The following is a 17,061-nucleotide window of genomic DNA, read 5'->3' on the forward strand; positions in this document are numbered from 1 at the left end:
ATGACCAAGAACGGGGAAATGAGGAAGGAAGGCGTAACAACGCGCCCAGCTTCGGGAGCCCACCGCCCCTGGCATGGAATTTCAGGCCGGTCTCCGGGCTGACGAGCGAACATCTGCATGTTCCACGCGACCACCTTCCCGTGCCGGGCAGCAAGCCCGCGTGAAAGTGCCGACGAGCCTGTTGCTCAAGTCGACAGTTCTAGATATGCACAGTGGTGTGTCAGGCCGCGCTTTACTCGATCACCGTTGCGGGGGCAGCGTCGGATTGTCACCGACTTCCCGTTTCACCCCGACGCATCACATGCGTTCAGGAACGTCATATCTCCTTGCCGCTCGCTACACAGCGAGTGATATGCCGCTCCCTCAGGGGCACCTGAGAACCCAGGTAAACTACCAATGCCGGCCATGAGCGTCAATGTGACGCTTTGTCATCAAGGTCATTTCAATGCCATGACCAAGCCATGGCGCACATGCCATACGCTGCTGCTGGCCTCTGCTGCATCCTGTGCCAACCAGCCCGCCAGATCACGTAGCTGACGCTGGAATGGCTCGACAGGCACGATCCCGCGTCCGACTTCCGGGACAATCAGCACCACTTCTGCTGACTCGCGACCGGCCCAGTCCTTGAAGGCCTGGCGCCAGCATTCACGCAGCGCATCGTTCTCCAGCTCGGCGCCATTCCTGTTGCAGCAGACCTCTTCAAGCCACTTGAGCCAGCCATGAACCACTACCTCAGCGTGGGTCTCAGCCAGACGCGGATATCGCATCCGCTCCAGCGCTTCGCTGGCCTGAATCCAGCTTGCCTGAGGAAAGCGTTCGCTCACACGTTCGCGTTTGCCGGCGCAGGCACCGCCGAGGAAGAGTTGCATGTCACACCCTCTGTGGTGGTTGTCAGATACCAGCGCCGCCCGGAGGCCTGTTCCACAACGCCGTCCCAGAACGAGACCTGTTCGAAGCCACGCCGCCATTCACGAATCACACCACCATGGGTGACTACCAGAACCTTGTATCGCGGCTCCCCAGCCACTTTTTCTACAACTTCTCCAACAACTCTTTCTTCTCCAACAACTCTTTCTTCTACAACAACGCTTTCTTCTGCAACTTCTCCAGCAGCGTCGGCAAAGATATCGTTCAATGCGGCTTCCAATCGTTCGCGCAGTTGCTGGGCGGACTCGCCACCCGTCGGAGCCAGCTCTCCGGCACTGTCGATCCAGGCACGATAGGCAGGGTCATCCTTGAGTTCTTCCCAGGTACACCCTTCGAAGTCACCAAAGTCATTTTCGCGCAGGCGGTTATCCAGGCGCGGACGGGGCCAGTCACGACCTTCCGAGATATGCGCCAGCGTCTGACGGCAACGGACCAGGTCACTGGTGACCACGGCATCGAAGCGTTCGCCTTCCAGGTAGTCGCGCAAGCGATCCATTCCCTCCAGGGCATCGGGCATCAACAGCTCGATATCACGCTGCCCCTGGTAGCGCTTTTCCAGATTCCATTGGGTCACGCCGTGGCGAACCACCACCAGCTCGAGGCCCACACCAATAGCCATAATTCTCCTCCTTCGATTGCGGCCCCCAGCAGATCGCCGCTGATACCGCCAAAGGTCCGTCTTGCTCCCGCGGCAAAGATGACAACAAACAAGGCTGTCGCCAGTCCCAATGTCAGCATGCTCCACGCTTGCCCTGAGCTCATCAGCACAAACGGCAGCACAGACAGCAACACGGGCAGTGCCGTCGCCAACACCAGGTCACGCGGCCCCAGGCTCTGTTGCCATAGATGAGCCAGCCCCTCTGGGCGTGCCGCTGGCACCCGGACCAGCAGGAACACCGCCATCCAGCGAGCCAGGGCAGGAATGGCAACCAGCCACCAGATACCCGCTTCAAGCTCGAGCAGCCACCACACCAACGCCAGCTTCCAGGCTAGATGAAATACCAGCACCACCACCGCAAAACTGCCTACCTGCGGATCCTTCATGATCGCCCAGCGCTTTTCCAGCGGGGCATTACTGCCCAGGGCGTCGGCAAGATCCATCAAGCCATCCAGATGCAACCCGCCACTCAACCCGACCCACAGGCTGACGATCAGCAATGCCTGTAGTGGCAACGGTAAGCCCAGGGCTCCACTGCCCCAACTCACCATGCCCAGCGCTACCCCGATCAAGGCGCCTACCAGCGGATATGCCCGCGCCGCCCAACGCCGCGACGCCTGGTTCCAGTCGCAGGCCACGGGCAGCGGGATACGCGTCAGGAACTGAATGGCGAGGCCCAACCCGTGAGCAGCATCACGCCTGTCACCCTGTGGCTTGTGTGTCTCCTCACGGGTCGACTGCGTCATGTATGCCTCTTTGTATCAATGCGTTTTCCGGTGTCAATGCGTTCCCCGGAGGCAATACGCTCCTCAGCGTGAAGGCGCGTTTCATCCTCAAGCGCACATGGCGTGGCCTTCCAATCGATTACCTGTCCTGCTACCACTTCCACGACCCGGTCGGCAACGCCTGCCAGATGACAATGGATGCGCTGCAGGAAGGCCAGGTAACGCCACACCATGACATCTCGAGGAGGCAACTCTTCATTGAGATCATTGGATACCACGACCAGGGCGATGCTGCGTGCCCGAGCGTCTTCCAGCAACTCAGCGAACATGGCCAAAGCCTGATCATCGTCCAGTGGGCTGTCGAACATGACCTGGCTGACCCATAAGGTCAGGCAATCAAGCAGCAAGGTATCGCCACTGTTCACCTGCTGCCAGGCAGCACCCAGATCCCAGGGCGCCTCCAGGGTCACCCAGCCATCACCGCGATCGCAACGATGGCGTGCGATGCGCTCACGCATCTCCCCATCTGCCGCCTTGGCCGTGGCCAGGTACCATAGCCTGCCGCCACATCGATCGGGCTCTTGGTGCAATGAACGAGCCAGTGACTCGGCCACGCGACTCTTGCCACTGCGCACTCCTCCGCTGACGAAGACGATCACTCGGCAGCTCCTGCAAGGGCGGCAAGCCAGGCGTCATTGGTCGCCGGAAGCCCCAGGGCCAAACGCACCCAACTGCCATCCAGACCCGCAAAGGTATGCGTATGGCGGGCAATGAAGCCATGTTTCACCAGTTGCCGCAGCATGGCTTCACCACGCGCAGGACTGGCGACGCCCCCAGGGCGGCACAGGACAAAATTGGCATGCGCCTCGGGGACGACATAACCGAGCCGTCGCAGGTTTTTGCCCACGCGAGAGCGTTCCCCGGACACCCAGTTCAACGTGCGTTCGACATAGCCTTGGTCGTTCAGCAGGTGCGGTATCAAGGCGGCAGCCAACGCATTGAGGCTCCAGGCCACTTGGTATCCCGAGATCTGTTGCACTCGCTCAGGTTGTGCCAGCAGATAGCCCAAGCGCAGCCCAGGCAAGCAGTAAAACTTGGTCAACGAACGCAGCAGCACCAACGGTGCCCCCCGTCTCACCCAATCGACGAGAGACGCCTGTTCGCCATGGAATTCAATGAAGGCTTCATCGACGACCAGCAACGTATTCGCTGCCTCGGCATGCTCCAGCAACGTCTCGATGGCCTGGCACGACACCAGGGTACCAGTGGGGTTGTTCGGGCGGCAGAGAAAGACCACATCCACTGCCACCAGCGCCTGACACAACCCATCCACATCAAGACGAAAGTCATCGCCGACAAGGGATAGACGTCGAACCTCCATGCCATTCAGTTCACAAGCCCGCGCGTACTCGCCGAAGGTCGGCTCAATGACCAATGCGCGTTTGCTACGGTATGCCTGAGCGATCAGATGGATCGCCTCTGCTCCCCCATTGGTGACACGCACCTGGGCCGCATCGAGAGCGTGATGATGCGCCAGCGCCTCACGCGCTTCCTGTTGCTGGCGGTCAGGGTAATGGGTAAGCAGAGGCAACGAACGGGCCAACCAGTCGCCAAGCCAATCCGGCGGTCCCAGTGGATTGAGGCTGGCACTCAGGTCGGTCAGGGCGTCATTGTCCGAAATCCCCAGCCGCGCCAGCAAGGCATCGCCTTCGCCACCATGTTGTGGCCACGGCTGTGGATAGCACTTCGATCTCACACTGCCCCTCCTCGCCATATGGCCAATATTGCTTCCAGCAAGGTGGTGATCATTGGTGTTGCGATCACCAGCATGACGACTACCCCCATGGTGCCAGCATGCAGGCACAAGATGGCTTCCTGGATATGCCCGGCATGTAGCGCCTGCAGTGGTCGCCCCAGGCGTGCGCGTTCGGACACCTGGCCAGCATAGACATTGCGTCCCCCCAGCTGTATCCCCAGCAGATTGGCCACCATCGCCTCGGGCCAGCCACTGTTGGGGCTGGGGTGGCGTGGTGCTTCCCGGCAAGTGGTCCGCCATGCCTCCTTCCACAGATGCATGCGAGTACGACGCCAATGACCGCTCAGCAGTACCGGAGCTGTCAGCCACATGGCAAACGCGGTGAGCCGAGCCGGCAACCAGTTGACGATGTCGTCCAGACGGGCCGATGCCCAGCCGAAATCCGTGTAGCGTTCATTGCGATAGCCGACCATGGAATCCAGGGTATTCACTGCCTTGTAGGCCATGGCCATGGGTGCCCCACCGACCAATACCCAGAATAACGGCGCGGTAATGCCATCCACGGTGTTCTCCGCCACACTCTCGACACAGGCTCGGGCAACCCCGGCTTCGTCCAGCTCGCGGGTATCACGCCCGACCAGAGCAGCAACCGCCTTTCGCGCCGCTACCAGGTCGCCCCGACGCAGTGGAATGTAGACCTCCCGCGCAGCCGCCACCAGGCCATGGGCGGCCAGGCATGTCGCCAGCAGCAGCACTTCCACCATCAGTGCCAGCCACGTGTTCACCATTGCCACCAGTGCCAGCACCAGCGCCGTCAGGCTCCAGGCAAGCACGACCACGACCAGCACCAGGGCAACCCCCTTGATGCGCTTGGCTCGCGCACGTCCATGATTCCAGAGCTTGTCCAGCAAGGCGATCAAGCGGCCCAGGGCGACAACGGGATGGGGCAGCCAACGCGGATCTCCGATCATCAGATCGAGCAGCAATGCCAGCAGAGTCAGCCACAGAATCTCACTGGCGAATGGAGCAGAAAGCGCAAATGGCATGGGTCACTTTCTCTCCATATTTACTTGCTCCATATTTACTTGCTCCATATTCACTTGCTCCAGGCTTGCCTTCTCCGCAGCAGACCCTGTAGCCTCCACCATGGCCTGCTCTTGTTCCTCGTCGCCCTTGGCGACTCCCGCATCATCGAAGGTGGCCATTTCCGCCAGCATGCGGCAAGCCGCGTCGAGCAGCGGATAGGCCAAGGCCGCACCACTGCCCTCCCCGAGACGTAGATCAAGCTGCAGCAGAGGGTTGCCGCCCACTGCTGACAGGGCATGTCCATGCCCCGCTTCCTGGGACAGATGACCAAAGATCAGATAGTCGCGCACGGCCGGACACAGGCGGCACGCCGTCAAGGCCGCCACCGTGGCAATGAAGCCATCGACCAGCACGGGCAAGCGCGCTGCTGCACCTGCCAGGAACGCCCCCACCATCGCAGCGATCTCCAGCCCACCGAGCCGCGCCAAAGTGGCCAAGGCATCATCGGCGCAGGTTCCCCTACCCAGGGCCGTGGCAATCACATCACACTTGTGCTTCAAGCCCGCATCATCGATGCCTGTACCGCGCCCGACCACCTGCTCTGGCGCAACCCCCGTGAAGGCTGCCAGCAGGGCACTGCTCGACGTGGTATTGGCGATTCCCATCTCGCCGAGGATCAGACACCGGCACCCCGCCTCTCGTGCTCGATCCACCGCGCGACTACCGACCATCAGCGCAGCCAGTGCCTGCTCTCGCGTCATGGCGTCTTCTCTGGCAATGTTGCCGCTTCCCGCCCTCACTCGATCGACGACAACCGCACCTCGATCTTCACCAGGTCGCATTTCGTATGGTGTCGCCACCCCCACATCGATGACTTCCAGACGCGCGCCCACCTGGCGAGCGAAAACATTGATGGCCGCTCCACCGTTGGCAAAATTGGTCACCATCTGTGCTGTCACTGCCTGGGGAAAAGCCGACACCCCCTCTTCCGCCACACCATGATCTGCGGCAAACACCAGTACGGCCGGGGGATCGACACGGGGCAGCCCTTCTCCACTGATGGCCGCGAGATCTGCTACCAGGTGTTCCAACCTGCCCAGGCTGCCAGGCGGCTTGGTCAACATGTCGAGACGCGCCTGCGCACGCTCCCGGGCACTTGCATCGGCTGGCTGAATTCGCTGAAGAAGGGTGTTCAAGTCACTCATGCAGGCATTCCTTTCCAGGTGGAGCTGTGAGCCATTCAGCTCAGCAATGCCGCGCAGCTTACCAGATCATCGAACGTCCCTGATAAAGCCGAAACAGAATTCCACCGTCGATATGGCAATATCGGCCAAACACCACTACTGTATATACGTACATATAAAATCATACCCATTCACTTGCCATCAGCTCATTTGCCATGACTCGCATTCACCCGATACTCAAAGGCCGAGGTACCAACAAGGCACCTGCCAACCGCTATGCGCCAACGCATGTTGAAGATGCCGACGATGGCTGGTGGCAAGAGGCATGCCCCGACACCCTGGCAACAGTCGTCACCACAGAAGCAACAAAAAGCGCCCTGTCATGGAACCGTTCGCCTGACCTGCCCTTTGACCGCTCTCTCAACCCTTATCGTGGCTGCGAGCACGGCTGCATCTACTGCTACGCCAGGCCCAGCCATGCCTATTGGGACCTGTCACCAGGTATCGACTTCGAAACCCGGCTGATTGCCCGCAGTGGATTGGTCGAGAGACTGCGCGAAGAACTGTGCAAGCCAGGTTACCAATGCCAATCGATCAACCTGTCCGGCAATACCGACTGCTATCAGCCCATTGAAGCCAGATATGGCACGACACGAGCGCTGCTGGAACTACTGCTGGAATGTCGCCATCCCGTCACCATCGTCACCAAGAGCAGCCTGATCCTGCGCGACTTGGATCTTCTGAAGGAGATGGCACAACATCGCCTGGTTCGGGTATTCATCAGCCTGACCAGTCTCGATCGTGAATTGAAAAGACATCTGGAACCCAGGGCCGCCTCCCCCGAGGCCCGTCTCAAGGTCATCTCCAGCCTGAGCCAGGCCGGCATTCCAGTGGGCACACTGCTGGCCCCCATGATTCCCGGGCTCACGGATCATGAAATGGAACGACTACTCGAAGCCGCTCGAAACGCTGGCGCTCTCAGTGCCAGCTGGATGCTGCTGCGCCTGCCCCTGGAAGTCGCACCGTTGTTTGAAGACTGGCTGGCGGATCACTACCCCGAACGGGCCGCCAAGGTCATGAGCCTGATCCGCCAATGCCGCGGCGGGTCGGATTACGACAGCCGCTTCGGTCATCGCATGCGCGGCGAAGGCGTGTTCGCGGAGCTGTTGTCACAACGCTTTCACAAGGCCTGTCGCCGCCTGGGGTTGAATGAACGCCGGGATGAGCAGCAACTGAACACGACAGACTTCCGGCCACCGCACCCTCAGGGTGAGCTGTTTTGAGGCAGGCGAACCCCCAGTGGACAGCGTGGTCATCGGGTATCCCGGGCCACGGCATAGGCGTGTTTAATTCCGGCCGGCAAAACCAACCTCACATATACTATTGAAGCAACGGAAAGCAATAAAATGTAGGGAGATGAAATGCAGGGAAATGAAATGTAGTCCAGAAAGCCTTTCACGAACCTGCTCTGGAGGAGATATGCAATGACTTATGTCGATTGGATGATCCAAGGAGCGGAGATTACTACCTGCAACTGCAATTGGGGGTGCCCTTGCCAGTTCAACGCACTGCCTTCCTATGGCAACTGCCGCGCGGCGGTGGGCATACGCATTGACGAAGGACACTTTGGCGACGTACAGCTCGACGGGCTGAAAGCAGTGGCCATAGTGGCCTGGCCCGGTGCTATCCATGAAGGACACGGCGAGGTTCTGCCCATCGTCGACGAACGTGCCACACCCGAGCAACGTGAGGCGATGTTGAAGATCCTCGGGGGTGAGGAAACCGAAGAGTTCGCCACCATCTTCAACGTGGTCAAGGCGACCACCGACACTGTTCACGAGCCGCTGTTCAAGGCAATTGAGTTCGAGTCAGATGAAGACGCGAGGATCGGGCGTTTCTCGGTAGAAGGCATCGTCGAAGCTACCGCCGAACCCATTCTCAACCCCGTTACTGGACAGCCACACCGCGCAAAAGTCGTACTACCGCAGGGTTTCGAATATTCAGAAGCAGAATACGCAAGCAGCAATACAAGGACGGCTGGCCCCATCGAGAATGAATGGAGCAATCGTCACGCGCACTTCTGCATGCTGCATCTAGGGCCTCACGGCATCATTCGGTAAGGCGCCATGGCCGCCTCCCCGCTTGAACTTGTCCTCGCCCGCGACCGCATTCTTGTCGTCGCGAGCGTGGTCGGGCTATGTCTGCTGGCCTGGCTGTTCCTGGTTCATCTGACGCTGCAGATGGAGACGATGGATGGCATAGCTGCACGCATGATGGGCATGCAGACCGACGATTCCCTGTCAGCCTTCATTGCCACCACCATGGGACCAGGTGCCGCCACACTTACCGATGCAAGCGTCAACTTCACTCTCGTCACCCTGATGTGGGCGGTGATGATGATCGGCATGATGCTGCCAAGTGCAGCACCCACCATTCTCCTGTTTGCCACACTCGAACGGAAAAGCAGGCAACATGGGATCTCAGGACGGACAGCAGCCTTCGTTGGCGGATATCTCGCTATCTGGAGTGTCTACTCCGTCGCCGCAGCAGCGGTGCAGACGCTACTCTCCCATACACACCTTTTATCAATGCAAATGGCAGCAACAAGCACCTTCCTTGCTGGCCTGGTCTTTATTGGTGCCGGACTGTATGAATTGACACCACTGAAAGACCGTTGTCTCACGCAATGCCGCTCGCCCATTGAGTGGCTTCCACGCCACATGCGTCCAGGCCGCCTGGGTGCACTGCACATGGGCATGGAGCACGGCATTTATTGCCTCGGCTGCTGCTGGGTCCTGATGCTTCTGCTCTTCGTCGGGGGAGTGATGAACCTGATCTGGGTTGCCGCCCTGGCTCTGCTGGTTCTAGCACAGAAACTTGTACCGGGCACACTTGTCCTGACCCGCATCACTGCTGCCGTTCTTGTCGCCAGCGGCATTGTGCTTCTGGTCCATCCACTGCTGCCAGCCCACCTCTTGCCCTGGCAATGAGAGCGGCGGCCATTGCATCACGCAAGACCGCCAAGCCATTGGCAAGGTGAAAAGTTGCTTACTGGGCGCTGTCCTGAGCACCGTTGCGATAGCGACCGGCCAGTTCCACCACGGCACGCTGTGCCAGCGGAGACAGCTCTGTATCATCCCTATCAAGACAAGCGACCAGGCGCTGCTTCATGGAGCGCGCCCAGAAGCTTTCCAGGTGCCTGCGGATGCCCTGCACGACCTGGTCTTCATCGCTGGCACCGCTGAGATTAGTGGCGATCTGATTGACCATACGGATCAGAGTATCATCCTGGTTGTGTGACATATTCCCTCCCGACACTTGAGGAAACGCTGAATAAATCGACGAGCATGCTCAATCACAAGGCGCCCGGAGCACAGGAACCGGAACCTATGGGGTATAGGTGAGGATTCCGCGCACCGCGTAACGCAGTGATTGAGTCGCGCAGGCATTTATGCAGCATTTCCCTAAGACGTGGCCATGGCCGACAACCCGCCGGCCTCTGGACGATGATAGACAAGGTGACGTCCCGGACGGCAGAACCCCACCAGCAACATGTTGGCTTCCCGTGCCTGCTCCACGGCCAGGGTCGTGGCTGCTGAAACCGCCACAAGCGCCCCGATGCCTGCACTGGCGCTCTTGTGGACCATTTCATAGCTGGCGCGACTGGACACCAGGACGAAGCCATCGGCAACACTCTCGCCACGGCGCGCCAGCGCCCCGATCAGCTTGTCCAGCGCGTTGTGTCGCCCCACATCTTCGCGTACCAGCTCGATGCGACCTTGAGCATTACACCAGGCTGCACCATGCGTGGCCCCGGTCATGGCCTGCAATGCCTGATGCTGGGCCAGGGACGCCTGGGCATGCTGGATGGCGCTGTCCCGGATGGTAGGTGCAGTGACCTGAGAAATGGGCCGGATGGCCTGTTCCAGGGCTTCGGTTCCACACAGGCCACAGCCGGTACGCCCCGTCAGGTTGCGCCGTTGCTGCTTGAGTACATCAAGCCGCTGGCCAGCAATCTTCATGTGCACCGCCAGCCCATGCGCTTGTTCCTGCACCTCAAGGTCGTAGCACTCATGAGGATGCATCAGGATGCCCTCGGATAGACTGAAACCGAGAGCAAAATCCTCCAGGTCCGCAGGGCTTGCCATCATCACTGCGTGGGAAATGCCGTTGTAGACCATGGCCACGGGCACTTCACTGGCCAGGGCATCCTCGGCCTGAGCCGAGATATGCCCTTGTTCCCCTCGACGTACCTCTAGCGAGTAGTGCTGGTAGGTCATGGTGCCACTGCCTTGCCCGACACCTGCTGGGCTGATGCCAGGTGGTCGCGCTGCTGCCGGTCAAAATCACTGAAGCGCTGCTGCCAGGCCGAGGGCTGACTGACCTTCTCCACCTGTACCGCCGTGACCTTGTACTCAGGACAGTTGGTGGCCCAGTCAGAATTGTCGGTGGTGATGACGTTGGCGCCACTCCCCGGATGGTGGAAGGTGGTATACACCACACCCGGCTGCATGCGTTCGCTGATACGCGCCCGCAGCACCGTCTGGCCGGCTCGGCTGGTGATACCCAGCCAATCGCCATCACGCACACCACGCACCTCCGCATCAGAAGGATGCAACTCCAGCACATCCTCGTCGTGCCAGTGCTGGTTGTCGGTACGCCGGGTCTGTGCACCGACGTTGTACTGGGAAAGAATCCGCCCGGTCGTCAGCAACAGAGGGAAACGACGGTTGGTGCGCTCTTCCGTCGCGACATATTCGGTGATGGCGAAGCGTCCCAGGCCAATCGGGAAGTCGACCTCATGCAGCGTCGGTGTACCCACGGGGTACTCGGCATTGCATGGCCACTGCAGGCTGCCTTCTGCTTCGAGTCGCGCATAGCTGACACCGGCAAAGCTCGGCGTGAGACTGGCGATCTCATCCATGATCTCGGACGGATGGCGATAGTTCATCGGGTAGCCCAAGGCCTGGGCCAGCTCCTGGGTGACTTCCCAGTCTGCCTTGCCTGCCAGGGGCGCCGTGACCTGTCGAACCCGGTTGATACGCCGTTCTGCATTGGTGAAAGTGCCATCCTTCTCCAGGAAGCTCGATCCGGGCAACAGTACGTGAGCGTACTTGGCCGTCTCGTTGAGGAAAATATCCTGAACGATGAGACATTCCAGGGAAGATAGCGCCGCCTCGACATGCTGCGTATTGGGGTCGGACTGGGCGATATCTTCACCCTGCACATACAGTGCCTTGAAGCTGCCTTCGATCGCCGCATCAAACATGTTGGGAATGCGCAGACCTGGCTCGTCATCCAGATCGACACCCCAGGCCGCTTCGAAACGTCCTCGTGCTTCGGCATTGGATACGTGCTGATAACCTGGCAACTCATGGGGGAAAGAGCCCATGTCGCAGGAACCCTGCACGTTATTCTGACCACGCAGCGGGTTCACCCCGACGCCTTCGCGGCCAATATTGCCGGTAGCCATGGCCAGGTTGGCGATGCCCATGACCATGCTGGAGCCCTGGCTGTGTTCGGTGACACCCAGGCCGTAGTAGATGGCGCCATTGCCTACAGTGGCATAGCTGCGTGCAGCACGGCGAACGGCCTCGGCGTCCACTCCCGTGATGGCCTCGCTGGCCTCGGGAGAGTGACGCGCATCGCTGATGAAATCACGCCAGGCCCGGTAGGCCGCCGTATCACAGCGCTTGGCAATGAACTCATGATCTTCCAGATCTTCCGTCACGACCACGTGAGCCAGGGCGTTGATCAGCGCCACGTTGGTTCCCGGGCGCAGTGGCAGATGCTGGGCCGCCTTGAGATGCGGCGTCTTGAGCAGATCGATGCGGCGTGGATCGGCCACGATCAGCGTGGCACCTTCGCGCAGACGGCGACGCATCATCGATCCGAATACCGGGTGGGCATCGGTGGGGTTGGCACCGATCACCAGGATGGTATCGGCCTGCATCACGGAATCGAAGGTCTGAGTGCCGGCAGACTCGCCCAGCGTCGTCTTGAGGCCATACCCTGTCGGAGAATGGCAAACCCGGGCACAGGTGTCGGTGTTGTTGTTGCCAAAGGCGGCACGCACCAGCTTCTGTACCAGGTAGGTCTCCTCGTTGGTGCAACGCGAAGAGGTGATCCCGCCAATACTTTCACGGCCATGCTTGGCTTGAATCGCCTTGAGGCGCTGGGCAGCAAAATCGATCGCTTCCTGCCAGCTCACCTGACGCCAGGGTTGGTCGATGGACTCTCGCACCATCGGGCTGGTCAGGCGGTCAGGGTGTGTTGCATAACCGAAGGCAAAGCGTCCCTTGACGCAAGAATGACCATGGTTGGCATCGCCTCCCTTGTAGGGAACCATGCGCACCAACTGGTCGCCCTTCATCTGGGCTTCGAAAGAGCAGCCCACACCACAGTAGGCACAGGTGGTGACGATGCTGTGCTCAGGCTGGCCGGCCTCGATGACGCTCTTCTCCATCAATGTGGAGGTGGGGCACGCCTGCACACAGGCACCGCAGGAAACACAGTCGGATGCCAGGAAGGATTGCTCCGGTCCCACAGAGACCTTGGAGTCAAAGCCCCGGCCCTCAATGGTCAGGGCAAAGGTACCCTGAACCTCCTCGCAGGCCCGCACGCAGCGCGAACAGACGATGCACTTGCTGGGATCGAAGCTGAAATAGGGGTTGGAATGGTCCTGCTCGGCCTGCAGGTGATTTTCGCCCTCGAAGCCATAGCGCACCTGGCGCAATCCAACCGCCCCAGCCATGTCCTGCAGCTCGCAGTCACCATTGGCCGGACATGTCAGGCAGTCCAGCGGATGGTCGGAGATATACAGCTCCATCACGTTGCGGCGTAACTTGGCCAGGCGTTCATTCTGGGTCGTCACCTGCATGCCGGCTTCCACCGGCGTTGTGCAGGCTGCAGGATAGCCACGCTTTCCTGTCACCTGCACGGCACACAGACGACAGGATCCGTAGGCATCCAGGCTATCCGTGGCACACAGCTTGGGAATCTGGATTCCCGCGAGAGACGCAGCACGCAACAACGAAGTGCCTGCCGGTACCGTGACATTGATGCCATCGATCTCGAGACTCACAGGGGGGCCTTGGGGGGGCTCTGGAGTACCAAGGTCCTGGGCATGCTGTCGGGGGTCGAAGTGCTCGATCATGAGCGGCCTCCATCTGCGGGGCGCCGGAAATCAGCGGAAAAATGCGTCAGGGCACTCTGCACCGGGAAAGGCGTCATGCCCCCCATGGCACACAGGGAACCATCCACCATGGTCTCGCAGAGATCTTCCAGCAGGGCGAGGTTGGCGTCTCGGTCCTCGTCGGCGCGGATACGGTCGATGACCTCCACCCCACGGGTGGAACCGATACGACAAGGGGTGCACTTGCCACAGGATTCCACTTTGCAGAATTCCATGGAAAAGCGGGCCTGTTCGGCCATGTCGACGCTATCGTCAAACATCACCACACCGCCGTGCCCGAGTACGGCTCCAGCAGCAGAGAAAGCCTCGTAGTCCAGTGGCAGTTGCCATTGGGATTGTGGCAGGTAGGCACCCAGTGGCCCGCCTACCTGCACGGCACGCAGAGGCCTGCCGGTGAGCGTGCCGCCACCAAATTCTTCCATCAATTCGTGCAGGGTGGCACCAAAGGCCAACTCGACCAGCCCGCCGCGCTGCACATTGCCTGCTAGCTGCAGCGCCAGAGTACCGCGCGAGCGCCCCATGCCATAGTCGGCATAGGCTTGGCCGCCCTCGGCGAGGATATAGGGCACAGCCGCCAGCGACAGCACGTTGTTGACCACCGTGGGAAGACCAAACAGCCCTTCGATGGCAGGCAACGGAGGCTTGGCACGCACCAGTCCCCGCTTGCCTTCGAGACTCTCCAGCAACGAGGTTTCCTCGCCGCAGATATAGGCGCCCGCACCCAGGCGCACTTCCAGGTGGAAGCACTTGCCGCTGTGGCGGATATCATCTCCCAGATAACCCGCTGCTTCGGCACGAGCAATCGCCGTTTGCAGGATTTCCAGGGCCAGAGGATATTCCGAGCGCAGATAGATGTAGCCTTGAGTCGCCCCTACCGCGAGACCGGCAATGGTCATGCCTTCGATCAGCATGTAGGGATCACATTCCATCACCAGCCGGTCAGCGAAAGTCCCGGAGTCGCCCTCGTCGGCGTTACATACGATATATTTCTGCGTTGCCTCGGTATCGAGAACCGTCTGCCACTTGATGCCGGTGGGAAAGGCTGCCCCGCCACGACCACGCAGTCCCGAAGCCTTGACCTCTTCGACGATTTCCCGCGGCGCGCGGGCAAGCGCGGCTTCCAGGCCACGAAAACCATCATGGGCCAGGTAATCGACAATCGACAACGGATCGGTGACACCGATACGGGCAAAGGTGAGGCGTTGCTGCCTGGCGAAGTAGGAAATCGCTTCCGTTGCCCCTAGCGCCAGTGCATGCTCTTCACGGCCTTCAAGCATTCCGGCATCCAGCAGCTCAGGAATGTCGTCCGCGCTGACCGGCCCATAGGCCATGCGACCATTGGCAGTTTCTACCTCTACCAGGGGTTCCAGCCAGGCAGCGCCTCGAGAGCCGTTACGCACAAGGGTGATGGACAGGCCACGGGCCTGCGCCTCTCGCTCTAGGCGCGCCGCGACATCATCTGCGCCCAGGGAAAGGGCCGTGGTGTCGCAAGGTACGAATACACGAACACCGACACGAATACTCATCCGGCCACCTCCAGAATCTGTGTCCGCAACGCATCGGTCAAGGCATCGAAGCGCTCAGGGGTAACTCGGCCCAGCACTCGATCATCGACCCTCACGGACGGTCCGCAGGCACAATTGCCAAGGCAGTAGACAGCTTCCAGGGTGATCTCGCGATCCGCGGTGGTGTGATGGTAATCAATGCCCAGGCTTGCCTTGGCATGAGCTTCCAGACTGCGGGCACCAACCGCCTGACAGGCCTCTGCACGACAGATCTGCACCACATGGCGGCCTGGCGGTGTCGTGCGAAAATGGTGATAGAAACTGATCACGCCATGCACCTCAGCCTTGGTCTGGCCGAGGGCATCAGCGATCTGTGCGATAGCCGCTTCAGGGATGAAGCCGAGGCGATCTTGAATGGCGTGCAGGATAGGCAACAAGGCCCCTGGCTTATGCTTCAGGGCGTCTATCTCGGCCTGAACTGACTGAGGGTTGCCCTCTCGAGGCTTGCTCATTGCACTCCCCCTGATTGTTATCTTGCTGTATCAAATATGCACGACAATTCATATTTAGAGTTGGTATTCATGCCTACAGCAGTTTCGCTATAAAACAGCCATGAAGGGTCTATGAAATACGTGCGTCACGGTGCGATCAAAGCTACCATTGTGCGAACAAGCATAAAATATGAAACTTTGTTCATATGAAACGTATTCAAATCACCCCCGCCTGGTACTTCAGTGACGAATCCGGCAATCAGATCGATCCCACGCTATTCGCCCTGCTCGAGGCCATCCATCGACATGGAAAGCTGACCCAGGCTGCCGAGGATGCTGGTGTCTCCTATCGCCATGCCTGGAATCTACTCAAGAAATGGGAACAGTTCTTTGGCACACCCCTGGTCGAACTGACTCGTGGACGGGGCGCACAGCTTTCCCCATTGGGCAAGAAACTGCTTTGGGCCGAGCAGCGAGTGATTGCCCGCCTGGGCCCTCAGCTGGAAAGTCTTGGGTCGGAACTCAACCTGGCTATCCAGCAGCAACTTGAGGGTGTTCAACCCGTCCTGCGACTGCATGCCAGCCATGGCTTTGCCGTCGAGTTGCTGCCTAAATATCTTCAGGAATTGAGCCTTGATCTGCAGTACTGCAGCCCGCGGGAGGCACTGGCAACGCTCAATCGCGGGGCCTGTGACCTGGCAGGTTTCCATCTTCCCCAGGGCCCCGTGGGGCAACAGGTCATTCGCGACTATCAAGGCTTGCTCAAGCCACGCAGTCACCGCGTCATCGGGTTCATTTCGCGCAATCAGGGCCTGATGGTGGCACCAGGCAACCCCTTGGGAGTCGATGGGCTCCCGGCCTTGGCTGGAAGAAAAGTGCGCTTCATCAACCGCCAGGCGACATCTGGCACCCGGGCACTGCTGGATGGACTGCTGAACGAGGCAGGTATCAGGCCAAGTGCCATCCCCGGCTATGAGGTAGAGGAATACACCCACTCTGCCGTAGCGGCATATGTGGCGGCGGGCATGGCAGATGCGGGGTTTGGTGTCGAGGCAGCAGCGCAACGCTTTGGCCTGGATTTCGTTCCTCTCGCACAGGAAAACTACCTGCTGGTCTGCCAGCAACGCAGCCTTCAGGACTCTCGCTTCATGCGCCTGCTGGAGATATTGCGCAGCGAAGACTTCCAGAAAGCCGTATCGACCTTGCCGGGCTATGCCCCCCACCGTTGCGGCCAGGTGATCGAAACCACTGAGCTGCTGCTCAGCCCGCGTTCATGATGACATGCCGCCCATGATAAGGGCGGCATGTCCTGTCTTTGCATCACACCTTCACTACTTAACGATCTGCCAATCCACTGATCAGCCAATTCGCTTATCAATCAGTATACCGACTCCGTATTCAATCCATTAAACCAAAGTATATTTACTTTAATATCAATATCTTAATAAACACATATCAACTTTCTTAATTTATCTTATTGCATCCGGATGCATTCAAGGTGAACACTGGTTCCGCGAGCCTTGGATCAGTGCCTCCCTGGCTCCCCACTTTCAACAACAAATCTCACGCAATCACAAAACGAGAGTCCACCTCT

At 59.7% G+C, this 17,061-nt stretch carries 16 protein-coding genes and 1 riboswitch; of the genes, 4 read left to right on the forward strand and 12 right to left on the reverse strand.

Translation table 11 applies throughout. The features are described from left to right. Positions 1-67 precede the first annotated feature (67 nt). A riboswitch (cobalamin riboswitch) is annotated at positions 68-334 on the reverse strand. Between the two features lie 103 nt (positions 335-437). The 7 genes from E4T21_RS12720 to cobT are packed head-to-tail and all read right to left on the reverse strand — an operon-like array spanning position 438 to position 6,297. Next, a complete protein-coding gene (locus tag E4T21_RS12720; protein ID WP_149285402.1) occupies positions 438-869 on the reverse strand; it encodes a bifunctional adenosylcobinamide kinase/adenosylcobinamide-phosphate guanylyltransferase in 432 nt (143 codons plus the stop codon). Then, positions 821-1,546: a histidine phosphatase family protein gene (locus E4T21_RS12725; RefSeq protein ID WP_149285404.1), complete on the reverse strand. Its 726-nt coding sequence runs from the start codon at positions 1,544-1,546 to the stop codon at positions 821-823. The genes E4T21_RS12720 and E4T21_RS12725 overlap by 49 nt, the downstream gene beginning before the upstream one ends. After that, on the reverse strand, positions 1,498-2,331 hold the full coding sequence (cobS, locus tag E4T21_RS12730) for an adenosylcobinamide-GDP ribazoletransferase (RefSeq protein WP_149285406.1): 834 nt from the start codon (positions 2,329-2,331) through the stop codon (positions 1,498-1,500). Before cobS ends, E4T21_RS12725 begins: the two co-directional genes overlap by 49 nt. After that, positions 2,328-2,969 (reverse strand): bifunctional adenosylcobinamide kinase/adenosylcobinamide-phosphate guanylyltransferase, encoded by a 642-nt coding sequence (locus E4T21_RS12735; RefSeq protein WP_149285408.1) that lies wholly within the window; start codon positions 2,967-2,969, stop codon positions 2,328-2,330. The genes cobS and E4T21_RS12735 overlap by 4 nt, the downstream gene beginning before the upstream one ends. Beyond that, positions 2,966-4,066 (reverse strand): threonine-phosphate decarboxylase CobD, encoded by a 1,101-nt coding sequence (cobD, locus tag E4T21_RS12740; protein WP_240349131.1) that lies wholly within the window; start codon positions 4,064-4,066, stop codon positions 2,966-2,968. Before cobD ends, E4T21_RS12735 begins: the two co-directional genes overlap by 4 nt. Then, a complete protein-coding gene (gene cbiB, locus E4T21_RS12745) occupies positions 4,063-5,112 on the reverse strand; it encodes an adenosylcobinamide-phosphate synthase CbiB (RefSeq protein WP_149285413.1) in 1,050 nt (349 codons plus the stop codon). Before cbiB ends, cobD begins: the two co-directional genes overlap by 4 nt. 3 nt (positions 5,113-5,115) lie before the next feature. Further along, entirely contained in the window at positions 5,116-6,297 is a 1,182-nt protein-coding gene (gene cobT, locus E4T21_RS12750; RefSeq protein ID WP_149285415.1) for a nicotinate-nucleotide--dimethylbenzimidazole phosphoribosyltransferase, read from the reverse strand. A 194-nt stretch (positions 6,298-6,491) separates the two neighbouring features. Here cobT and E4T21_RS12755 point away from each other — a divergent pair, with 194 nt between their 5' ends. From E4T21_RS12755 to E4T21_RS12765, 3 genes are all read left to right on the forward strand, one after another. Continuing rightward, a complete protein-coding gene (locus E4T21_RS12755; protein ID WP_149285417.1) occupies positions 6,492-7,559 on the forward strand; it encodes a PA0069 family radical SAM protein in 1,068 nt (355 codons plus the stop codon). A gap of 201 nt (positions 7,560-7,760) precedes the next feature. Then, the gene (locus tag E4T21_RS12760) at positions 7,761-8,396 is read left to right on the forward strand and encodes a DUF1326 domain-containing protein (protein ID WP_149285419.1); all 636 of its coding nucleotides are present in this window, start codon (positions 7,761-7,763) and stop codon (positions 8,394-8,396) included. Positions 8,397-8,402: 6 nt separating this feature from the next. Continuing rightward, entirely contained in the window at positions 8,403-9,266 is an 864-nt protein-coding gene (locus E4T21_RS12765; protein WP_149285421.1) for a DUF2182 domain-containing protein, read from the forward strand. Positions 9,267-9,324: 58 nt separating this feature from the next. On the opposite strand, the gene E4T21_RS12770 is transcribed toward E4T21_RS12765, so the two are convergent. From E4T21_RS12770 to E4T21_RS12790, 5 genes are all read right to left on the reverse strand, one after another. Further along, positions 9,325-9,579 carry a formate dehydrogenase subunit delta gene (locus tag E4T21_RS12770; protein WP_149285423.1) on the reverse strand — a complete coding sequence of 85 codons (255 nt, stop codon included), beginning with the start codon at positions 9,577-9,579 and terminating at the stop codon, positions 9,325-9,327. Between the two features lie 161 nt (positions 9,580-9,740). Continuing rightward, a complete protein-coding gene (fdhD, locus tag E4T21_RS12775; protein WP_149285425.1) occupies positions 9,741-10,556 on the reverse strand; it encodes a formate dehydrogenase accessory sulfurtransferase FdhD in 816 nt (271 codons plus the stop codon). Then, positions 10,553-13,432 carry a formate dehydrogenase subunit alpha gene (gene fdhF, locus E4T21_RS12780; protein WP_149285426.1) on the reverse strand — a complete coding sequence of 960 codons (2,880 nt, stop codon included), beginning with the start codon at positions 13,430-13,432 and terminating at the stop codon, positions 10,553-10,555. Before fdhF ends, fdhD begins: the two co-directional genes overlap by 4 nt. Then, complete coding sequence (locus tag E4T21_RS12785) at positions 13,429-14,997, reverse strand: formate dehydrogenase beta subunit (RefSeq protein WP_149285428.1); 1,569 nt, start codon at positions 14,995-14,997, stop codon at positions 13,429-13,431. The genes fdhF and E4T21_RS12785 overlap by 4 nt, the downstream gene beginning before the upstream one ends. Beyond that, the gene (locus E4T21_RS12790) at positions 14,994-15,488 is read right to left on the reverse strand and encodes a formate dehydrogenase subunit gamma (protein WP_149285430.1); all 495 of its coding nucleotides are present in this window, start codon (positions 15,486-15,488) and stop codon (positions 14,994-14,996) included. The genes E4T21_RS12785 and E4T21_RS12790 overlap by 4 nt, the downstream gene beginning before the upstream one ends. Positions 15,489-15,673: 185 nt before the next feature. Between E4T21_RS12790 and E4T21_RS12795 the strand changes: the two genes are divergently transcribed. Then, positions 15,674-16,744: a substrate-binding domain-containing protein gene (locus E4T21_RS12795; protein ID WP_149285432.1), complete on the forward strand. Its 1,071-nt coding sequence runs from the start codon at positions 15,674-15,676 to the stop codon at positions 16,742-16,744. The last annotated feature ends 317 nt before the right edge of the window (positions 16,745-17,061 follow it).

The sequence above is a fragment of the Halomonas binhaiensis genome (assembly GCF_008329985.2).
Classification (GTDB): domain Bacteria; phylum Pseudomonadota; class Gammaproteobacteria; order Pseudomonadales; family Halomonadaceae; genus Halomonas; species Halomonas binhaiensis.